Source organism: Streptomyces sp. NPDC042336 (assembly GCF_055581985.1).
This window is the reverse complement of sequence record NZ_JBVJEA010000002.1, coordinates 99,573-119,225: the sequence shown is the minus strand read 5'-3', so window position 1 is coordinate 119,225 and position 19,653 is coordinate 99,573. Positions and strand designations below refer to the sequence as shown.

Genomic DNA, 19,653 nt, shown 5'->3' with positions numbered 1-19,653 from the left:
GCCAGGAGCAGCGATGTATCGCGCGAAGGAAACGTTCTGGGCGCCGGGCAACCGGCGCATCGTCAAGGGCGACCTGGTCGCCGAACACGACCCCGTCGTTGACGGGCGTGAGGGCCTCTTCGAGGCGGTGGTCATCCCGCAGGCCGTGCCGCCCGCTCAGGCCGCCGCCAAGCGGTCCGAGGCCGCGAAGGCCGCCGACACCCCGGCAGTCCCCGACGACGGCAAGGAGACGGCCGCAGCGCCGACTCCAGCGCCCCCGGCCGACAGCGACGGTAGCGAGCCGTCCGCCCCCGCCCCCGCCCCGGCCCCGCCGGCGGCGAAGAAGACCACGGCGAAGAAGACCACCGCACCGGCCCGGAAGCCCGCAGGAGGTGACGCGAAGTGAGGCGCACCGTCTACCACCACGTCCGCGCCAAGGCCACCCTCGCCGTCGCCGCGCACGCTGCGACGGCGAACGGCAGCAGCGTGGACCGCAAGCTGTCTGGCGCCTCCGGTTCGAACGAGTGGTTCGAGTCGGCGACGCTCCTCGTCCACGCCGGCACCATCACCGACGGCTCGCACGCCATCAAGCTGCAGGACAGCGACAACGGCACCGACTGGACCGACGTCGCCGCGAAGTACCTGCAGGGCGCGCTGCCCACCATCGCCGCCGCGGACGACGACAAGGTCTACGAGGTCGGCTACACCGGCAACGCCCGGTACCTGCGGGCCGTAACCACGGTGACCGGCAGCCCCGCAACCGGCGGCGTCTACGGCGCGACGATCCTGCTGGGCTTCCCCACGGTCCTGCCGATCTCGCGGACCTAGGCGGCCGCCGTGGCGCTGCTGACCCTGGCCGAGGCCAAAGCCCAGCTCAACACCAAGAGCGACGTCGACGACACCGAGCTGCAGGCGTACATCGAATCGGTCACGGCGGTGATCGAGGAGTTCGTCGGGCCGGTGGAGCAGCGGGAGGTCACGGAGCACCACGATGCGGGCCACGGCCGCCGTGTCCTGGTGCTGCGCACGGTGCCGGTGCTGTCTCTCACGTCGGTGACCCCGCTCCTCGTGGGCGGCGTCTCCTACCCAGTCGACGGCCTGGTCCTGGACCCGGAGAGCGGGGAGGTGCGGCGCCGCAACGGCGGCTCATTCCGGGGCCTGCTCGAGGTCGTCGAGCAGGCTGGGCGGCTGTCGGTGCCGCCCACGATCAACCTCGCGGCGCGGATGCTTGTACAGCACCTGTGGCGCACTCAACGGCCGTCCCGTGGCGGGGGCCTGGCCGGCGGGGGCGACGACTACTCCGTCGCGTCTCCGATCCCAGGCTTCGGCTACGCCGTGCCCAACCGTGTGCTGGAGCTACTCCAGCCGTACCGGCTGCCCTCTGGAGTGGCGTGATGATCCTGATCTCGCGAGTCCCCGAAGTGATCGAGGCCCTCGTCGCGCTGGGCAACGCGGACGCCGAGCTGTCCGGGGTGGCCGTGGCCGACGGCCCCGAAGTGTCGGACACACAGGCACAGGACTGGCTCATCTTCGGCTTCGACGGGGACCCCTCCGGGGACTTCCAGGCAGCCCAGTCCGTGAGCAACGGCGCCGGCCTCGGCACCCGGCGCGAGGAAGAGTTCGAGATCACCGCGGCGGCGATCGCCAACCGCGGCGACACCGACGTCGTCGCCGCACGTGATCGGGTGCTGGGCATCGGCGCCCGCGTGGCGCAGTGGCTGCAGACAGACCCGACGCTAGGCCTCGCCGAACTGCAGGCCGGTACCGGCGCCATGCGCCTCATCCAGAACCAGACCGAGGACGGGGCGCAGGTCGTGCTGCTCATGACGGTGTCCGGCCGCGGATTCAACTAAGGAGAAAGCATGGCTGCACTGACCAGCACGGTGATGCCGCTGACCGGCGGCGTCATCGCCTTCACCGCTGCGGGAGCGGGCGGGGACACCTGCCCGACCGGCCGCGGTGTGCTGCTGCTCGTGAAGAACGGGGACGCCAGCCCGCACACTGTGACCCTCGTGACGCCGGGCACCGTCAACGGGCTGGCGGTCGCTGACCGGGAGGTGACGGTCGCGGCCGGCACCCAGGTCGGCATCCCCGTCAACGCCGACTACCGGAACCCGTCGACGGGTCTGGCGTCCATCACCTACGACGCGGTCACCTCGGTGGAGGTCGCCGTGATCCGGGGGGTGGCCTGACATGGGCCTCGTGACGATGCGCCATCCCGACCTGCCGGAACAGCCCATCGAGGTCGACGAGGTGTCCGTACCCATTCACCAGGCGTCGGGCTGGCAGATCGACGACAACCCCCCGCCCACGCTCACCAAGGCCCGGCCGGCGAGGCGCCGCCGGCAGACAGGAGATGAAGACTGATGGCGACCCCGATCCAGCCCTCGACGCGCTACTACCGCCGGGGCGTCACCAAGGTGCTCTGGGTCCCGACGATCGGGACCCTGACCGCACCCTCGCGCGCCGAGCTCAACGCGGGCACCGAGCTCGCGGACGAGGTCAGCGCGATGTCCGGGTGGCAGACCACTTCCGGCACCGTCCCCACCCCGGCGCTCGGCAGTCGCTTCACTCCGGTGGTGAACGGCGAGATCACCGCGTCCGACAGCTCGCTCACGTTCTGGGCATCCAAGAACGCCGACGACGTGCGCAAGCTCCTCATCCGTGAGGCGGCCGGAGTGATCGTGTGGATGGACGAGGGCGACGTCCCCGGACAGACCATGGACCTCTTCCGAGTCACCGTCTCGGCGGCATCCAAGGTCCGTGAACTCGACGGCGCCGCGCAGATCGCCGCCCAGTTCGCGATCACCGCCGAGCCCGCCGAGAACGTCGAGATCCCGGACGCTGCGTAGCCATGCCCAGGAGAGTTGAGATCCTCGGCACTGCCGAGCTGACGGGGCTGTCTCGTCGCCTTCGGACGGCGGGCGGCCCCCGGCTGAGGCAGAACCTGGCGCGCCGGATCCGCCGGGCGGCCGAGCCGCTGCAGCGCGACCTGCAGCAGAGGATCCGTACCCAGCCGCTCGTGAGCGAGGGCCGCAAGGCAGGGAAACGCGGCGGGCCCTCACCGACGACGCGACCCTTCCGGCCGATGCTCGCCGGCGGAATCCGGACCAGCGTCCGCCAGGGCTCCAGCCCCGGCGCCCGCGTGTGGATGGACAAGGGGCGCCTCGAGCCTAAGGCACGGAACGTGCCGAACCAGATCGAGAACGGTCGCCTGCGTCACCCCGTGTTCGGCAACCGCAAGCGCTGGGCGAACCAGATCGCGCGGCCGTCGGGCTGGTGGACGAAAACCGTACAGGCCGGCCTCCCGCGCATGCAGGCCGAAGTGGAACGCGTGCTGCGCGACGTACGCCGCGACCTTGAATGAGGAGAGACAGTGATCATCACGCTGGTGCAAGACGACGGCTCGGCCGAGAGGCGGTCGACCGACGAGCTGTCCGCCCTTGAAGCGGCCGCCATCGAGGAGGCCATGGGAGACGTCCCCTGGCGGGGCATCGAACTACGGCTGCAGGCGCAGGACCCCACCGCCATGCGGGCCGTGCTATGGGCGTTCCGTCGGCGCGACGAACCAACCCTCGACTTCGCGACGTTCGATGTGCCCGGGTGGCGCCGGCGCCTGCGCGCGCGGCTCACGCGTGCCGAGATCGACGAGGGCTTCACCAACATGCTGCGCGAGGCCCTGGCCAAGAGCGAGGACAGCATGCTCGACACGCTGGCCCCGCACCTGCGGAAGCTGGCCGAGGACCCGGACGACGTCGACGCCGCCCTCGACGCCCTGGGAAAAGGCCACTTGACGCGCCGCCACAAGGACTCCGTGGGCTGATCGAGCTGTACGAGCCGCTGTTCTACCACTACCTGCACATGCAGCCGGACCAGTACGACCGGCTGCCCGTCGACCGGTTCCTACGCCTGGTCGCGTGGATCGACCGGCACTTCGCATCACGGTGAAGGAGGTGACCAGCTGTGGCTGAGCGCCTGACCTTCACCCTCGCCGGCAGGGACGAACTGTCCCGGGTGATGAACGGCACCGCCGACAGCGCGGACCGGCTGAGGCTGCGCCTGGCCGGGATCACGACGGACGCCGACGGGAACCTTCGGGATCTTGAAGGAAGGTTCCTGTCGGTGGCCGACGCGCAGCGCCGCGTCGACGACCACACCGGGATCGTGCAACGCAGCATGACCCGGCTGTCGGACGAGACCAACAAGCTCGGCGACAGCCTCAAGGCCAACCTGATCAGCCTCCTGCCGGCGGCGATTCCCGCGGCCGCGGGCCTCGCCAGTTCGGCGGCCGTGCTTGCCGGGCAGCTCGGCGCCGTGGGCGTGGCGGCCGGCGCCTACGCGCTCGCCCTCGGCCCGCAGATCTCCGCGATCGGTGACGCCCTCGAAGCGCAGCAGAAGTACGAGGACGCCGTCGCTGAGTCCGGCGCCACCTCGAAGGCGGCCGCGAAGGCGCAGGCGGAGTACCAGACGCAGATGGAGAAGCTGCCGCCGGCGACGCGCGAGGCGGCCATCGCCGTCGGCCTGCTCAAGGACAACTACAAGGAGTGGTCCGACGACCTGTCCGGCGACGTGATGGCGCCCTTCGTCAAGGGCATCGCCGTCGCCAACTCGTTGCTGCCCGAGACGACGGGCCTGGTGCAGGGAGCGTCCGGCCAGTTCGACCGGCTGATCACCCTCGTCGGCGGCGCCATCTCGACGCCCGGCTTCGACTCGCTGAACGACCGGTTCACCACCTTCACGAACAACACCCTGGACCACGGCATCGACCAGCTGACCGTGTTCCTCGCCAAGCTGCAGTCAGGCGACTACGACAGCAGCGGCATGCGCGAGTGGTGGGACTACGCCCAACAGGCCGGGCCCGTCGTGTTCGACACCCTGGAGAACGTCGGCGACGCGCTGCTGCACATCCTCGAGGCAGGCTCCGGCGTGGGCGTCGGCATGCTCGACGTCATCAACGTCCTGACAGGCGTGGTGGCCGCCGTACCGCCCGACGCCATCGCCGTCTTCCTGCAGCTGGCCATCGCCATCAAGGCCGTGAAACTCGCGGCCGCCGGCGGCGCCGCAGCGAGCGCCGGCATCGCAGCCCTCGGCGTTCAGATCGGCGCCATGCGCGCCTCGGCCGCAGCCGCGCCCGGCGCCCTCGGCGGGGCAGGCGCCGCGATCAGCGGGCTGTCCCGCACGGCGAAGATCGCGGCCGCCGGTACCGGCCTCGGCCTCCTCCTGATCGGGCTCGACGCCCTGTCGTCCGGCAGCCAGAAGCCGAAGCCGGACATCGACAAGCTCGGCGATTCGATCATCCAGCTGGGCGAGTCGGGGAAGATCGGCGGCGAGGCACTCCGTACGTACGGCAAGGACCTCGGCGGGCTGGCCGACAGCCTGCAGAAGGTGATCGATCCCGAAGGCCTCGACCAGGTCCAGCAGTCCATCGTCAGCTTCTTCGGCACCGACAGCACACCGGTGAAGAACGCGAAGGAGGACATCGACGCCCTCGACCAGGCGCTGGCCGGACTCGTGTCGAACGGTCAGGCCGACCTGGCCGCGGCGGGCCTGGACCGGATCGTCGCCTCGCTGGAGAAGCAGGGCTTCACCTCGGAGGAAGTACGCGGCCAGCTCAACGACTACAAGGACGCCCTGGCCGGCCAGCGCCTCGAGCAGGAGCTGGCGGCCCAGAGTATGGGCCTCTTCGGCGAGCAGGCCCAGACCGTGCAGGCGCAGCTGGACGCGCAGAAGTCGAGCGCCGACGGGCTGCGCGAAAGCATCATCGCCCTGAACGAGGTCAACCAGTCCGGCCTCTCCGGGATGATCGGTTTCGAGGCGGCGATCGACGCGGCGTCGCAGGCAGCGCAGGAGAACGCCGGCGTCCTTGAGTACCAGGGCGGCCAGCTCGTCCTCAACACCGAGAAGCAGCGGGCCGCGGCCACCTCGCTCAACGACCTCGCCGCGAAGACCGACTCGGCGGCCGCCGCCGCCCGGGAGTCCGGCGAGTCCTGGGAGACGGTCAACGGGATCTACGAGCGGGGCCGCCAGCAGCTCATCGCCAACGCGATGCAGATGGGCCTCAACCGCAGCGAGGCCAAAGCGCTCGCCGACCAGATCCTCAAGACACCGGACAAGACCGCCCGGCTGAAGGGCAACCTCGAGGACCTCAAGGCGAAACTGGCCGAGGCCAAGCAACGGCTGAAGGACGCACCGGCCTCGAAGCGGACGGACATCCTCGCGGACATCTCCGACCTCGAGCTCAAGATCCGCATCGCCAAGGACGCACTGAACAACCTCGACGGCTACAGCGCCACGACGTGGATCTACACCGACTACGACACGCCGCACCACATGGCCACAGGCGGCATCGTCGAGCGGGCGAGCGGCGGGCCCATCCCCGGCTTCCCGAGCGGCGGCCGGCTGCGCGGCCCGGGCACCCCCACCTCGGACAGCATGCTGATCTGGGGATCGACCGGCGAGTACATGGTGCGGGCGGCGGCCGTCGACGAGTACGGCGAAGCGTTCTTCGACGCCCTCAACAACAAGGAGTTGCAGCTGTTCACCGGGAGGATGCCGACGCCGGGACTGCCCGCCCGAGCGCCGGAACCTCCGTCCTCCCGGCAGCCGCAGACCGAGGTGCCGCTGGTGACGTACAACATCTATCCGCGCGCCTCGGTGATCACCGCCCGGGACCTCGAGCTCATCACTCGGCAAGAGGAGGCGCGCATGCGTGTGGGGAGGGCCCGGTAAATGCCCATCATCACCGCACCCGTCATCACTCCGGAGATCCCGGAGACGCCACCCGTCGAGATCCCGGAGATCGGCTACGCGTCGATCACCTACGTTGACCCGACCGGCCGGCGGTGGCCGATGACGGACCTGTCCGCCGACTGGTACGCCCTCGCCGAGCGAGTGTCCGGGCTGGGGGCGGCACCGTACACGCTGACGGCGGACCCGCATCCGCGCGGCGGATCGCGCCTGCGGCACGTGCAGCCGCAGTCCAGGAACATCGTCTGGCCGCTGCTCGTCAAGGGCATCGACCACATGGCGTTCACGAAGAACTGGCGGGAGCTGGGACGGGCCTTCACGCGCACGCTGCGGGAGGGCCCAGGCTGGCTCGAGGTGGCCCGGCCGGACGGCTCCGGCCGCCGCATCGCCGTCTACTACAGCGAGGGCTGGGACGGCCGCGGGCAGACCGCGACCGGCATCACCTGGGACAGCGCGATCATCACCCTGTGGTGTGAGGATCCTTACTGGCAGGACCTCCAACCCCAGACCGTGCACCGCGAGAGCGGCAGCCAGGTGGACTACCTGGCGCCGTACCCGTCCGTATCCAGCAGCCAGGTCCTCGGCGCCACCACCGTCGACAACGGCGGCGACGTCGACGTATGGCCCACCTGGACAGTCACCGGCCCGGCGACCAGCATCACCTTCACCCGCGAGGACAACGGCCAGGCCTTCACCCTCGACATGACAGCGACCGCGCACGGCGCGCTGCTGAGCGGCGAGACGGTGACGATCTCGACGGACCCGCCACGCGTCCGCTCCGGCACTGGGGAAGTCCTGACACGGGGCCTGAACTTCCCCGCCGCCGTGCTGTGGAGCATCCCGCCCGGACGGACCCCGGTGACGTTCCTCCTGGCGGGCGCCGAAGCAGGGTCGGCCGTCGACCTCACCTTCTACCCGCGGTACGAGACGGCATGAGCAGGAGGTAATCCGATGGCGATCGAACTCCTGGTCACCGACCAGAACCTGAACGTCCTCGGCGATCCGATCACCGGCTGGACGAAACTCACCTGCGACCTCAACCGCAACGCGCCGGCATCCGGATCCGTGATGCTGCCCGCCCGGCCCGAGGTCATGGAGCTGTTGCAGCCCGGCCACCGCCTGGTCGTCATCCGGGACCAAGCCATCTGGTGCGCGGGACCGATGGAGGAACCGCAGAACTACACCTGGGACCTGGCCGCCAACGCCGGCGTCGGCATGAACACGGTGCACTTCAGCGACGACCTCGCCCGGGTCGCCGGCTACCTCACGTACCCGGAGCCGGCCAAGGCGTGGGAGTCACAGACCACGACGACCGACATGGTCCGCAAGCTCACCGCGAACGCAGAGGTAATCATCAGGACACTGGTCGGTGAGAACTGCGGGCCGTCCGCCCTCGCCGTACGGCGGATCCCCCAGCTCGTCCTCGACACGATCGCCGGGGTAGGCACCAGCCAAACCCTCAGCACCAGGTTCGAGCCGCTGCTGGACGCATGCCGTACAGCCGCCGTCACCGACGGCCTAGGCTTCCGCACCCGGCAGGTGGGCAGCGAGATCCGCTTCGGGGTGTACGCGCCGCAGGACCTGACCGGGACCGCCCGGTTCTCTCACGGGCTCGGCAACCTGCGCAGCGTCGCCTGCACCCTGGGCGCCCCGCTCGCCACCAGCGAGCTCGTCATGGGCGGGAACGACCCCTCGCAGGATCCGCCGGAGGGTGACCCCGCCTATGAACGGGTCTACGTAGAGGTCACGTCGGGCGCGGCCGCGGACTGGTACCGCGTCGAGAAGCTCGTCGAGAAGACGTCCGTCGACGACGACTCGCAGGGCGAGCTGACCCAGGCCGGGCGCTTGGCCTTCGGCAACGACAATCCGCAAGTCTCCTTGTCGACAGTGACGGTAGACACGGAGGACCTCCGGGCCGGCACGCACTTCGGCCTCGGCGACAAGGTCACCGTCGCCCTGCCGACCGGGCTGGAGATCGCCGACGTGGTGCAGAGCATCGGCCTGGCCGCCGAGCCGGACAGCGGCGAACTGGTCACCTCGGTGATCGGCAGCAACGACAAGACCACAGCGACACGCATGGTGCGGACCGTGCGGGACCTGGCCTACCGGCTGGGACAACTGGAAGCGAGGGGGTGACCGGTGGCTCAGGAATCCTTCCCGCGCCCGGGGCACAACGACAGGGCCGTCACCGACGACGAGCACGAGCTGCTCGCCGCCCGGTTCTCCGACGACGGGATCTACGGGGACCCGACCGACGACCCGGTGGTGAGCGCTGGCACCGGCCTGTCCGTCAACATCCGAGCCGACGTCGCCGGCAGCGTCCGCGGGCACGGCTGGTACTCCGGCAGCACCGTCTTCAGCGTGGCCGTGACCGCGAACGCGACCAGCCAGCCCCGCACTGACTGGGTCGTCCTGCGCCTGGACCGGTCGGACTGGACGGTCACCGCCGCGGTGGTCGCCGGCACCCCCGGCTCCGGAGCTCCGGCACTGACCCAGCAGACCGGTGACACGGGCACCTTCGAGATCCCGCTCGCCCAGGCCCGCATCCTCGGCGGCGCCTCTTCCGTGACCGTCACGCGGGCCGAGCAGTACGTCGGGACCCGCTGTCGGCCGTGCACGTCGACGACTCGCAATCCGGCCCCGAGGCTCGGAGAGCAGTGCTTCGAGACGGACACGAAGCGCCTCATGATGTGGGACGGCAAGGCCTGGCGACTCGTCTACGAGGACAGCGGCGAAGTCGTCCTGCAGAAGGTGCTCAGCATGAGCTGGTCCAACACAGGCGACTCGGTGCTGGAGAAGCGCGGCGGCGCTGTGTGGCTGCGCACGGGTGGGTGGAAGCGGCTACGTACCACGCTCGCCGCGTCGTCAGAGAGCCAGCTGCCGGTCATCATCCCCGACGCCTACGTGCCGCACACCCGCTACCAGTACTGGGACCTGTACGTCACTCACGACACGTTCGCATCCATGGCGCGGGTGACGATCTATCCCCGGGGCAACTTGCGGGCCGGGCAGATCTGGCTCAGCCAGCACGTGGACATCGGCCACAACGACGAGATCAAGGCGACGACGATGACTTGGACGGTGTGACGTGGCGCGCTACCACTTCGGCGCGGGCATCGCCGACTACGTGGTCCAGCCCAGAGACGGACTTTGGGGCGTTGCCCCCGGCGTGACCATCACGTTCTGGTCCGCTCCCGATGGCGGGGTGCAGTACACGGATCTCCTGAACGAGGCCGGCACTCCGATCACGGAGATCACCGCAGACGAGAATGGACTGCTGCCCGATCTTCAGGGGCCGGATGGTGTGAAGGGGATGTGGGGCAGCGCAGGCGGCGCGACTCGCGTGTGGATAAGGGCCCGTGACGCGGACGGCGCGGCAGTCGCACCTGGCTCCGTGCGCGACTGGCTCAACGTGCTGGATTTCGGTGCTCAGGGCGACGACAACACCGACGACACCCTGGCGCTGCAGGCCGCACTCGACGCGTGCCCTTTGGGCGGCACCGTCTACGCTCCCGGGCTCCCGTACCGCACCAGCGCGACGCTGTCCGTCCCGCCTGGCGTCACGTTCACGTCCACGCGCGCGAACCTCATGACCGTGCCCAACCTGTTCGATCCGCCGTGCTACATCAAGCCGCTACCCAACTTCCAGGGCACCGCGGTGATCTCGTTCCTCGACGAGATCGACGGGGGTTACGCGACGATCAGCGCCGAGCACCGCATCGTGAAGGTGATGATCGACGGATCGGACCTGACGGCGCCGGGCGTCGACGGGATTCGAGCCCGAGGAAACATTCAGAACGTGCAGCTGGTCGACGTGACGATTCGCCGGGTGACCGGCGCCGGCGTCCACACCGAGGCCAACGGCGGCCGGTTCCCGTACAGCTGGCGACTCACCAGGGTCATGGTCGACAACGTGGGCTGGCACGGATTCGCGTTCGAGGTAATGACCGACATCAGCCTCATGGACTGCCAGGCCATCGGCTGCGGGGCATCGGGTTTCGAGATCGCCAACTCGGCGAACAGCCACGCGATCGGGTGCCGCTCCGAGTGGAACGTCGGCGACGGGTTCCACCTGACCGGGGACTGGGCGGTCGGCACCGGATCGGGCGGCATGCTCTTCGGCAGCTGCTCGACGGACCGCAACGGGCGCAATGGGTTCCTGGTCGACGCGGTCGGCAACGCCCCCCTGCAGTTCGAGAACATCGAGACCCGGCGGGACGGCCGCAACAACGGGGCCGGCGGCGGTGGCTTCGCTGGCTTCGCCGTCGACGGCGCGACCATGCCCGTCATCATCGGTCTGCTCACCTCGTACGTGGGCGTTGACGACGACGGCAGCCAGGCGAATTCGCCCCAGTACGGGGCGCGTTTCACGGACTGCGCCTACGTCAGCGTCAGCTCCGGATTCCTCCACGGCGACACCGCCGGCTGGTCCGACGGCGGCGGCAACGCCGTCCTCCGCCGCGGCCTCAACATCGGCGAACGCACCGGCCTGAGCAACGCCCCGGTCGACGCCTTCGCCGGTCCCACCGACGTGGCCGGCAACCTCAACGTGGCCGGGTACGCCGCGGTGGCGTCCGGCCAGAGCGGCGGCGTCTGGAACATCTGGGACGCCAGCCCGAAGGCCCTCAACCTGGGTAGCGCGGGCGGTGGCATCGCCATCAAGGAGGGTGCCAACGCCCGCATGGGCATCGCCGTTCTGGCGGGCGGGACGGTGACCGTGGCCAACACTTCGGTGACCGCAGCCACCCGCGTGGCCACCTTCCGCCAGGCGCCGGGCGGTGCGCTCGGTCACCTGTCTGCCGAGGCCGAGGCCGGCGTCGGCTTCACCATCGACTCCAGCAGCGCGACCGAGACGTCGACCGTGGTCTGGGTCCTCTTCGAACCCTCGTAGCCCACCGCTGCAGCCGCCCGCCCCGTGCCGTCCTGGCCGGGGCTTTCGCTTTGCCCAGGAGGGCCATATGAAGCTGATCAGCCGCGCCGCATGGGGCGCGCGTCCGTCCCGCTACGACCTCGCCTACATCGCCTCGACGGGCGGGGTGAAGGTGCACTACGAGGGCACCTACGTGCCCAAGTCCCTCGGCGCGGCCGACGCGCACAGCAGCTGCGCCGGCCGCATGCGGGACCTGCAGGCCAGCCACCTCGCCAACAGGCAGGAGGACTACTCGGACATCGCCTACAACGCGGTCGTCTGCCCGCACGGCTCGGTGTTCGAGGGGCGGGGCCCGCACCGGAAGACCGGAGCCAACGGCAACCAGTCGCTCAACGCCGCGGACTACGCGGTGTGCGCCATGCTCGGCAACTCCGGCCTGGTCGTCCCGCCCGACGCGATGCTCGACGGCCTGGTCGACGCCATCAACTGGCTGCGCAACAGCGGCTCGGCGGGCAAGAGGCTCGGCGGGCACCGGGACGGGTGGGCGACCGCGTGCCCGGGCGACCGGCTGTATGCATGGGTCCACGACGGCGCGCACCGTCCGGACGGCAGCAGCCCGCAGGGCGGCACCGGCAGCGAAGCCTCAGGCATCGCCCGCTACCAGGTCACCATCGGCGGCCTGGCGTACGGGTACGGGGCGAAGGGCGCGCACGTCACCGCGGTGGGCGAGGCCCTCGTCGCGAAGGGCCTCGGCCGGCACTACAAGGTGGGGCCCGGGCCGGAGTGGACCGATGCCGACACCCGCAACTACCAGCTGTTCCAGCTGGCGATGGGGTACAAGGGCACGGCACCGCACCAGGACGCCGACGGCGTGCCCGGAGAGGTCAGCCTGCACCAGCTGCTCGGCTACCTGCCCGGCAAGAAGACGACCACCGCGGTGCCGCCGTTCCCCGGCCGCAGTGCGTTCGTCCTCGGCAAGTCCAACCCCGCCGTCAAGGTCCTCGACGGGGGCCTGATCCGGAAGGGCTACACCCGGCATCACGACGGCAACGGCTACCAGCCGGGGCTGAGGTTCACCGAGTTCACCAGGCAGAACGTGGCCGACTTCCAGCGCGCCACCCCGGCCCTGGCCAGCGACCCCGACGGCTACCCCGGTCCGCAGACCTGGCAGCTCCTGCTCTCATGAAAGGCCCCGCCCATGAAGATCACCCGTTACGCCAAGGCCATCGCCGGCGCCGTGTCAGCCGGTGCCGGATCCCTGGCCGTGGCTCTGACCGACGACCGGCTCACCCTGGGCGAGGGCATCACCGCGGTGCTCGTCACCCTCGGCGCGCTCGGCGTCACCTGGTACGTGCCGAACAAGGAACCCAAGGACGGCGGCCTGGACGACGCGCTGCGCCGGTCCGGTGGTGGGGGCTCGCAGTGACGCCGGCTGAGGGCGTCTACATCAGCCCGGCCCAGACCTATGCGGAGGTGCAGAACCTGGTCAGAGCGGTGGGCAGGCTCGAGGAAAAGTTCGACCGGTTCCTTGACGAGGCGAAGGACATCCGCGCGGACGTCAGTGACCACGAGATACGGCTACGTGCTCTCGAGCACGGGCAGTCCGAGCGGCAGCGCACCGAGACCACGCGCATCGACATGACCGAGACCCGCATCACCACCGTCGAGCGAAAAGTGTGGGCGGCCACCGGTGCCGTCGGCGTCATCTGCATGGGCGCCGGCTACCTCATGCAGTACCTGATCCCGTAGCACCACGGCCCCGGCTCTCCCACGTGGGAGAGCCGGGGCCGCTTCGTTGTGCCTGCGCTCAGCCGAGCCGGAGGCGGTGCAGCATCAGGAGCGCCGCGACGGCGTTGGCGGACCGGACCTCGCCGCGGGCGATCAGGCCGGGGACCGTGGACAGCGGGACCCACTCGCGGCGCGCCGACTCGAAGCCGTCGCGCGGCTCGCCGATGCGCTCGGCCTGGTCCGACCAGTACACCCGGTGATGGCTCGTCGAAATTCCCGGCATCGGGTCCACGGCCAGGAGCAGATGCATCGGGCCCGGGCGCCAGCCCGTCTCCTCCTCGAACTCCCGCGCCGCGGCCGCCGCCGGATCCTCGTCCTGACCGGTGCCGCCGGACGGGAGCTCCCACCCCCAGGCGTCGGTGATGAACCGGTGCCGCCACAGCAGCAGTACCTCGTCGGCGTCGTTCACGACGGCGGCCACGGCGACGGGACGGAGACGGATGACGGTGTGGTCCAGGTGCCGGCCGTCGGGCAGCTCGACGTCCGCCATGTTCACGGTGACCCACCGGTTCTCGTACACGGTGCGCTCACCGAGGTTCTTCCACACAGACACGCGTGCGCCTTTCGTCGGGTACCCACCCAGTCCAACACACCCGTTACAGCGGGATCCGGAGGGTGTCGTCGATCCGCTCGACCACGGCCGAGGTGGCGTAGGCGTCGAGCGTGGTCATGGTCCGGCGCAGGCGTACGAGGCGGTCGCTGAGCCGTCGGGACTCCATGCCCTGCATGGTGTCCAGCATGGTGGTGGCAGTGGCGGCGGCCAGGTCGGCCTCGCCGGCGCGCAGCTGGCAGTCGGCGAGCGTGGCCAGGCGGTGCACGCGGCCGCGCTCGTGGGTCTGCGTGGCGACGGCCTCGGCCGCGTACTGCTGCGCAGGGCTGGTGTCACCGAGCCGCATCAGCGCGTCGGCGAGGTTGGCCTCGAGCAGGCCGGGCTGCACGTAGCCGGTCTCGGCCGGCTCCTCGTCGCGGCGGATCTGCCCGGCCGCGGTCTCGGCGAGCGCCATCACGCGGTGCGCGGACACGTGGTCACCCATCCGAGAGAACGCCTTCGCCTGCATCGCGTACAGGTCGCACGCGAGGGCGTGCGATATGGCGTGCCCGGCCGTCCGCACTCCCGCCTCGGCGAAGGCGACGGCCTGCCGGTACTCGCCCAGGTAGAGCGCCTGGTTGACGAGGAGGGCGAGGACGTAGCCACCGAAGGCGCGGTCGCCGGAGGCCTTCGCCATCCGTAGCGCCTGGTGGAAGTAGCGCTGCGCCAGGCCCTGGGCGTCGGAGTCGTACGAGCAGATACCGGCGATGGCGACCAGGCCGCCGATCGCGCGGTGCAGCTCCCGCCCGGTCGCGTCGTTGTACGCGCCGCGCATGAGCGGCGCCGTCTCCCTGTTGAGGAACAGCAGGACTCGGCCGCGCGTAGCCACACCGCCGGCCTTCCGGTACATCTGCTCGTAATGACCGCGGGCGCCCGCGATGAGCTCGACGTCCGACATGCCGACCTGCGGTGTGCCACCGCGGGATACGTCGCTGTCGTCGGGCGGGTTCTCCCACTCCCAGACCGGGCCCACGGCCGGCAGCCCGGTGATGACCGGTGCCGTCTGGACGTCGGACCGCTGCTGCAGGTCGCCACGCCACAGAGCCGTGGACCGGTCGATGAACCCGGCGAGCGGGGTGGACGGTTGGGGTGCGCTGCTGTGGCCCATGCCGATGTCCTCGGGTGTGAGCGGCCGCGCGAGGCGCGCGCTCAGAATCTCGCAGATGAGGTCCGGGGTGATGCCCCTCGGCCGCTGCCCGCGTAGCCAGCGGATCACTGAACTGTGGTCGTAACTCATCGCCTTGCCGCGTAACTCGCCCGCTCTGTTGACGCGTGCGGCAAGTCCCTTCCGGGACATCCCTGCCTCATCGAGGAGGGAGTCGAGCAGCGTGTTGGGCTCCGGCGCCATGTGTGCCCCCGAATCACTCAGTGTGCGAAGCCTAGCCACACCGCGTTCACACACTGTGTGAAGCGACCAAAGCGACTCACGCCACGTACACACTCCCGCACCATCCGTACAACGGACAGCATCGCGGCATGACGGAGACGCAGAGATCACGGGCACTGAGTCCGGTGGAGACCGACCCCGGTGTCCTCGTACACCCCACAGCCGACCGGCGGCTGGCGACGGAGCACTGGCTGCTGTCGACACTCGACGGCCACAGCCGGGACCGGGCCCGGATGGAGTGGCAGGCAGGTGGCGTCACTCTGCTGCCGCTCGGCACGCTGTTCTCCGCCGTGCGTCTGCCGCTGCGCCTGGTCCTCGCCGTCGCTGGCGAGCGCAGCGCTCCGTCGGCCGACGTCGATGCCTTCCTCAGCGAGGCTCTCGCCGGCGGCCCGGTCATCTGCGACCCGAGCGGCCGCCGCTACTACGCCCTGGTCCCGGCCAGCATGCCCACCACGTGGCACAAGGCCGTTGACGACTGGCGCACGGTGGACGTCGACTGCCTCGGCCGGGACACCTACCTGGGCGTCCCGAGTACCGACCTCGACACGCTCAACGCACGCACCTGGGCTTCCTACTGGGCGGTGCCGATGGCGTCGGCGGCGATGCTCTGCGCACCGCTCGCGGTCGCCCGGCTCATCGCCGCCGGCAAGCACCAGCTGGCGCAGCAAGCGGACGCCGAGGTGGGCCCAGCGTGAAGCGTGACCCGCGGCTCTACACCTACCTCGCCGTCCTGGCGGTCCTCGGCGGACTGCTGATCTGGTCCATCACCACCTGCGGCTGCTGACCGCGCCGCCCACGAGCTCCCGCCCAGGCCGGGCAGCCGGACAGTTGCCCCCGGCCCGGGCGGGCCATCCCCATCCGCAACCAGCGAAGGAGATCCCGTGACGATACCTCCGGGCCCTACCCCGCCGCCCGCCCTCGTCCGCATGCTCATCACCGACGCCCAGTTCGCCAGCGTCCGCGGCACCGTCATGGACGCCAACCCGGACATGTCCGAGGAGATGGCCGGCCGGATCGTCGACGAGGGCCTCAAGTTCGTAGCCGCGTGCGCGACCAACCCGGGTCTCGGCCTGGCGCCGTCGCGGATCGTCGACGAGGGCTGGCACGCCCTGATCCTTCACACCGAGATGTACGCCGAACTGTGCGAGCGGCTCGGCGGCGAGGGCACGTTCGTGCACCACTCCCCGGGCTACGACCCCACGAGCTACGACCCGCCGATCCTGGACCGGACCCGCGAGACGATCGCGGCGCTCGGCTGGGAGGCGGACCCGGAGCTGTGGGGGCCGCCGTCCGACGAGACCCTCGTCTCCGTGGCGGCGAAGTGCCAGCACGCTCCGGAGTGCACCATCGTCGTCACGCCCAAGCCGAAGCCGAAGCCCGGGGCGGCGTAGCCTGCCCGTGAAGGGAGGCACCGTGTCCGAATGGATCGACCCGCGCTATGCGGACCTGGTCGCAGCGTGGAAGCGCGCGCAGCAGCCCGCGTCGCGTAGCCCGCAGGAACCGCGGCCCGTCCGGGGGTTTGTCACTCCGCCCAAGCCGTAGCCAGCAGTACCCGCCCCGGTCGACGCCTCAGCGTCGGCCGGGGCTCTGCTGTATAGGGACCCCTATCGAGTGCATTACCTGGCAGGCGCACGGCGACCCGATGATGTGGGTGGCCGGCATCCGCGCTCTCTACCTCCAGGCCCTGCACCCGCGCGCCGTGCGCGGCGTGATGCAGAACAGCGACTTCCGGCGCGACGCCTGGGGCAGGCTGATGCGCACCGCAGGCTTCGTCGGCACCACGACGTACGGCACCACCGAGGCCGCCGAGCGGGCCGGCGCCCGGGTGCGGAAGATCCACCGCATGCTCGGCGCCACCGACCCGGAGACGGGGGAGCGCTACGGTGTCGACGAGCCCGCGCTGCTGCTGTGGGTGCACTGCGCCGAGATCGGCTCCTACCTGCACGTGCTGCGCCGCTCCGGGTTCCCGCTCACCGACGCGCACGCCGACCGCTACCTCGCCGAACACCGGCACAGCGCCCGTCTCGTCGGCCTCGACCCCGGTTCCGTCCCCGCGGACCGGGCCGAGCTGGCCGCCTATTTCGCGCGGGTGCGGCCCGAACTGGCAGCGGGACCGGAGGCGCACGAGGTGGACGACTTCCTGCTCCGCCCGCCCGTCGACCCCCTCCTGGTCCCGGCCCGCGAGCTGCTGTGGCGGCGGGTCGCACGTCTCGCGTACGACTCACTGCCGCCGTACGCGCACGAGCTCTACGGCAGACCGGCGCCCGAACCCGCCACCGTCACCCGCCGGCTGCGCGCCACGGGCACCCTGCTGCGCCTGGTCCCGTCCCGGGTGCGCTGGCAGCTGCCGCCCCAGCACATCCTGCGCGCCGTGGCGCGACTCGGTCCGGCCGCGCGCCCCGCGCCATACAAAATCGGACGACAAGCGGCCATACTGGACCGGCCAGGGGAGGGCGGGGCGGACTGAACCACGGGGGCGGGGCGAAGTCATGGGGGACGACACGCTGATCCAGGGCCGGTACCGGCTGCTCGAACGGATCGGGCGCGGTGGCATGGGCGAGGTGTGGCGGGCGCGCGACGAGTCACTGGGCCGTCGCATAGCCGTCAAGTGCCTCAAGCCACTGGGCGATCAGCACGACCACTCCTTCACCCGCGTCCTGCGGGAGAGATTCCGGCGCGAGGCCCGGGTGGCCGCCGCTCTCCAGCACCGCGGGGTGACCGTCGTCCACGACTTCGGCGAGTGGGACGGCGTGCTCTTCCTGGTCATGGAGCTGCTGGAGGGACACGACCTGAGCCGGCTCCTGGAGGACAACAAGGGCCACCCGCTGCCCGTCGCCGACGTCGTCGATATCGCCGAGCAGATCGCCTCCGCACTCGCCTACACCCACGATCAGGGCATCGTCCACCGCGACCTCAAGCCGGCGAACATCGTGCGGACCGCCGACGGCACCGTGAAGATCTGCGACTTCGGCATCGCCCGGCTCGGCCACGACGCGGGCTTCACCGCCCGGCTGACCGGCACCGGCATCGCCATGGGCACCCCGCACTACATGTCGCCCGAACAGATCGGCGGCGACGAGGTCGACCGGCGCAGCGACCTGTACTCCCTGGGCTGTGTGCTCTACGAGATCGCCACCGGCGTCCCGCCGTTCGACCTCGACGACGCCTGGGCGATCCTCGTCGGCCACCGCGACACCGAGCCCGCGCCGCCCCGCACCCGCCGCGCCGGACTGCCCGGCTACCTGGACCGGATCATCCTGGACCTGTACGAGGCCGCCTTCGCCCTCGGCCGCACCGGTCACGCCGCCGCGGCGCTGCGCGCGTACAAGGGCGTCGCCGAGGCCAGGATCAGGACGCTGGGAGCCGATCACGCCGACACCCTCGCCGTCCGCCAGGAGATGGCCTACACCCTGGGCCGACTGGGCCGCCACACCGACGCCCACCAGGTGTACACGTCGGTCCTGACCGCCCGTGAGCGCACCATGGGCGCCGACCATCCCGACACCCTGCGCTGCCGGCACAACCTGGCCTCCAACCTCGGTCGGCTCGGCCGTACCGAAGACGCCCACCGGACGGCCCGCGAGGTGGCCGCGGCCCGGGCCCGCGTGCTCGGTGCGGACCACCCCGACACCCTCGTCACGCGCTACGAGGTGGCCTACGAACTCGGGCGGCTGGACCGCTGGCAGGAGGCCCTGGCGATCTACCGCGACGTCGCCGGCGTCCGCGCGCGTGTGCTCGGCCCCGACCACCCCGACACGCTCGCCGCCCGCTACGAGACGGGCGTCGCCCTCGGCCGGCTCGGCCGCTGCGCCGAAGCGCTGACCGTGTACGAGGAGCTGGTCGACGACCGCGCCCGCGCCCAGGGACCCGAGCACCCCGAGACGCTGCGCGCCCGGCACGGCCTCGGCGTCAACCTCGGCAGGCTGGGCCGCTGGGCGGACGCCCTCGCCGAGGCCCGCGGAGTGTGCGCGGTCCGCGAACGCGTGCTGGGCCCGGACCACCAGGACACCCTGGTCAGCCACCGCGAGGTCGCCGTCGCCCTGGGCTGGCTCGGCCGCTGGTCGCCCGCCCTCACCGAGTACCGCCTGGTCACCGCCGCCCGCGAACGGGTTCTGGGCCCCGGCCACCCCGACACCCTCGTCGCCCGCGACGAGGAGGCCCACTGCCTGGAACGGCTCGGCCGCGCCGCCGAGGCCGCGGAGCTGTACCGCGGGGTCGCGGCACTGCGCGGGTCGGCACGCTGAGCGCGGACGGTGCGCGACGGCGGGCTGGCCGCCTGCGATCGGGGCGTGT

At 70.9% G+C, this 19,653-nt stretch carries 23 protein-coding genes; 21 read left to right on the top strand and 2 right to left on the bottom strand.

Annotation, left to right across the window (positions count from 1 at the left end; genetic code table 11):
- The first annotated feature begins 13 nt into the window (after positions 1 to 13).
- From ACZ6IM_RS05410 to ACZ6IM_RS05330, 17 genes are all read left to right on the top strand, one after another.
- Entirely contained in the window at positions 14 to 385 is a 372-nt protein-coding gene (locus ACZ6IM_RS05410) for a hypothetical protein (protein WP_469554369.1), read from the top strand.
- Positions 382 to 807, top strand: coding sequence for a hypothetical protein (locus ACZ6IM_RS05405; protein WP_469554368.1), 426 nt, complete (start codon positions 382 to 384; stop codon positions 805 to 807). The genes ACZ6IM_RS05410 and ACZ6IM_RS05405 overlap by 4 nt, the downstream gene beginning before the upstream one ends.
- A 9-nt stretch (positions 808 to 816) precedes the next feature.
- Positions 817 to 1,374, top strand: coding sequence for a head-tail connector protein (locus ACZ6IM_RS05400; RefSeq protein WP_469554366.1), 558 nt, complete (start codon positions 817 to 819; stop codon positions 1,372 to 1,374).
- Positions 1,374 to 1,832: a hypothetical protein gene (locus ACZ6IM_RS05395; RefSeq protein WP_469554364.1), complete on the top strand. Its 459-nt coding sequence runs from the start codon at positions 1,374 to 1,376 to the stop codon at positions 1,830 to 1,832. Before ACZ6IM_RS05400 ends, ACZ6IM_RS05395 begins: the two co-directional genes overlap by 1 nt.
- Positions 1,833 to 1,841: 9 nt before the next feature.
- The gene (locus ACZ6IM_RS05390; protein ID WP_469554363.1) at positions 1,842 to 2,171 is read left to right on the top strand and encodes a hypothetical protein; all 330 of its coding nucleotides are present in this window, start codon (positions 1,842 to 1,844) and stop codon (positions 2,169 to 2,171) included.
- Position 2,172: 1 nt separating this feature from the next.
- Positions 2,173 to 2,346 (top strand): hypothetical protein, encoded by a 174-nt coding sequence (locus ACZ6IM_RS05385; protein WP_469554361.1) that lies wholly within the window; start codon positions 2,173 to 2,175, stop codon positions 2,344 to 2,346.
- On the top strand, positions 2,346 to 2,831 hold the full coding sequence (locus ACZ6IM_RS05380; RefSeq protein WP_469554359.1) for a phage tail tube protein: 486 nt from the start codon (positions 2,346 to 2,348) through the stop codon (positions 2,829 to 2,831). The genes ACZ6IM_RS05385 and ACZ6IM_RS05380 overlap by 1 nt, the downstream gene beginning before the upstream one ends.
- Positions 2,832 to 2,833: 2 nt before the next feature.
- Complete coding sequence (locus tag ACZ6IM_RS05375) at positions 2,834 to 3,346, top strand: hypothetical protein (RefSeq protein WP_469554358.1); 513 nt, start codon at positions 2,834 to 2,836, stop codon at positions 3,344 to 3,346.
- A 9-nt stretch (positions 3,347 to 3,355) separates the two neighbouring features.
- Positions 3,356 to 3,802, top strand: a complete 447-nt coding sequence (locus ACZ6IM_RS05370; protein ID WP_469554356.1) for a hypothetical protein — start codon at positions 3,356 to 3,358, stop codon at positions 3,800 to 3,802.
- A gap of 140 nt (positions 3,803 to 3,942) precedes the next feature.
- Complete coding sequence (locus ACZ6IM_RS05365; protein ID WP_469554355.1) at positions 3,943 to 6,708, top strand: hypothetical protein; 2,766 nt, start codon at positions 3,943 to 3,945, stop codon at positions 6,706 to 6,708.
- Positions 6,709 to 7,662, top strand: coding sequence for a phage tail family protein (locus ACZ6IM_RS05360; protein WP_469554353.1), 954 nt, complete (start codon positions 6,709 to 6,711; stop codon positions 7,660 to 7,662).
- A 15-nt stretch (positions 7,663 to 7,677) separates the two neighbouring features.
- Positions 7,678 to 8,862, top strand: coding sequence for a siphovirus ReqiPepy6 Gp37-like family protein (locus tag ACZ6IM_RS05355; protein ID WP_469554351.1), 1,185 nt, complete (start codon positions 7,678 to 7,680; stop codon positions 8,860 to 8,862).
- A gap of 3 nt (positions 8,863 to 8,865) precedes the next feature.
- Positions 8,866 to 9,813, top strand: a complete 948-nt coding sequence (locus ACZ6IM_RS05350) for a hypothetical protein (RefSeq protein ID WP_469554350.1) — start codon at positions 8,866 to 8,868, stop codon at positions 9,811 to 9,813.
- A gap of 1 nt (position 9,814) precedes the next feature.
- Positions 9,815 to 11,617, top strand: a complete 1,803-nt coding sequence (locus ACZ6IM_RS05345) for a right-handed parallel beta-helix repeat-containing protein (protein WP_469554349.1) — start codon at positions 9,815 to 9,817, stop codon at positions 11,615 to 11,617.
- 67 nt (positions 11,618 to 11,684) lie between these two features.
- Positions 11,685 to 12,782: a peptidoglycan-binding protein gene (locus tag ACZ6IM_RS05340; protein ID WP_469554347.1), complete on the top strand. Its 1,098-nt coding sequence runs from the start codon at positions 11,685 to 11,687 to the stop codon at positions 12,780 to 12,782.
- Positions 12,783 to 12,794: 12 nt separating this feature from the next.
- Positions 12,795 to 13,022, top strand: a complete 228-nt coding sequence (locus ACZ6IM_RS05335) for a hypothetical protein (protein WP_469554345.1) — start codon at positions 12,795 to 12,797, stop codon at positions 13,020 to 13,022.
- Entirely contained in the window at positions 13,019 to 13,345 is a 327-nt protein-coding gene (locus ACZ6IM_RS05330; RefSeq protein ID WP_469554343.1) for a hypothetical protein, read from the top strand. The genes ACZ6IM_RS05335 and ACZ6IM_RS05330 overlap by 4 nt, the downstream gene beginning before the upstream one ends.
- A gap of 58 nt (positions 13,346 to 13,403) precedes the next feature.
- Here ACZ6IM_RS05330 and ACZ6IM_RS05325 read toward each other — a convergent pair whose 3' ends face one another.
- Together ACZ6IM_RS05325 and ACZ6IM_RS05320 are read right to left on the bottom strand one after the other, a co-directional pair.
- Entirely contained in the window at positions 13,404 to 13,937 is a 534-nt protein-coding gene (locus tag ACZ6IM_RS05325) for an NUDIX domain-containing protein (protein WP_469554342.1), read from the bottom strand.
- 43 nt (positions 13,938 to 13,980) lie between these two features.
- Positions 13,981 to 15,321 carry a transcriptional regulator gene (locus ACZ6IM_RS05320; protein ID WP_469554340.1) on the bottom strand — a complete coding sequence of 447 codons (1,341 nt, stop codon included), beginning with the start codon at positions 15,319 to 15,321 and terminating at the stop codon, positions 13,981 to 13,983.
- 128 nt (positions 15,322 to 15,449) lie between these two features.
- Between ACZ6IM_RS05320 and ACZ6IM_RS05315 the strand changes: the two genes are divergently transcribed.
- The 4 genes from ACZ6IM_RS05315 to ACZ6IM_RS05300 all read left to right on the top strand — a co-directional run bounded on the left by ACZ6IM_RS05315 (position 15,450) and on the right by ACZ6IM_RS05300 (position 19,604).
- The gene (locus ACZ6IM_RS05315; RefSeq protein WP_469554338.1) at positions 15,450 to 16,055 is read left to right on the top strand and encodes a hypothetical protein; all 606 of its coding nucleotides are present in this window, start codon (positions 15,450 to 15,452) and stop codon (positions 16,053 to 16,055) included.
- A 231-nt stretch (positions 16,056 to 16,286) separates the two neighbouring features.
- Complete coding sequence (locus ACZ6IM_RS05310) at positions 16,287 to 16,751, top strand: glycine-rich domain-containing protein (protein ID WP_469555228.1); 465 nt, start codon at positions 16,287 to 16,289, stop codon at positions 16,749 to 16,751.
- Positions 16,752 to 17,002: 251 nt separating this feature from the next.
- A complete protein-coding gene (locus tag ACZ6IM_RS05305; protein WP_469554336.1) occupies positions 17,003 to 17,827 on the top strand; it encodes an oxygenase MpaB family protein in 825 nt (274 codons plus the stop codon).
- 22 nt (positions 17,828 to 17,849) lie between these two features.
- Positions 17,850 to 19,604 (top strand): serine/threonine-protein kinase, encoded by a 1,755-nt coding sequence (locus ACZ6IM_RS05300; RefSeq protein WP_469554334.1) that lies wholly within the window; start codon positions 17,850 to 17,852, stop codon positions 19,602 to 19,604.
- Positions 19,605 to 19,653: the final 49 nt, after the last annotated feature.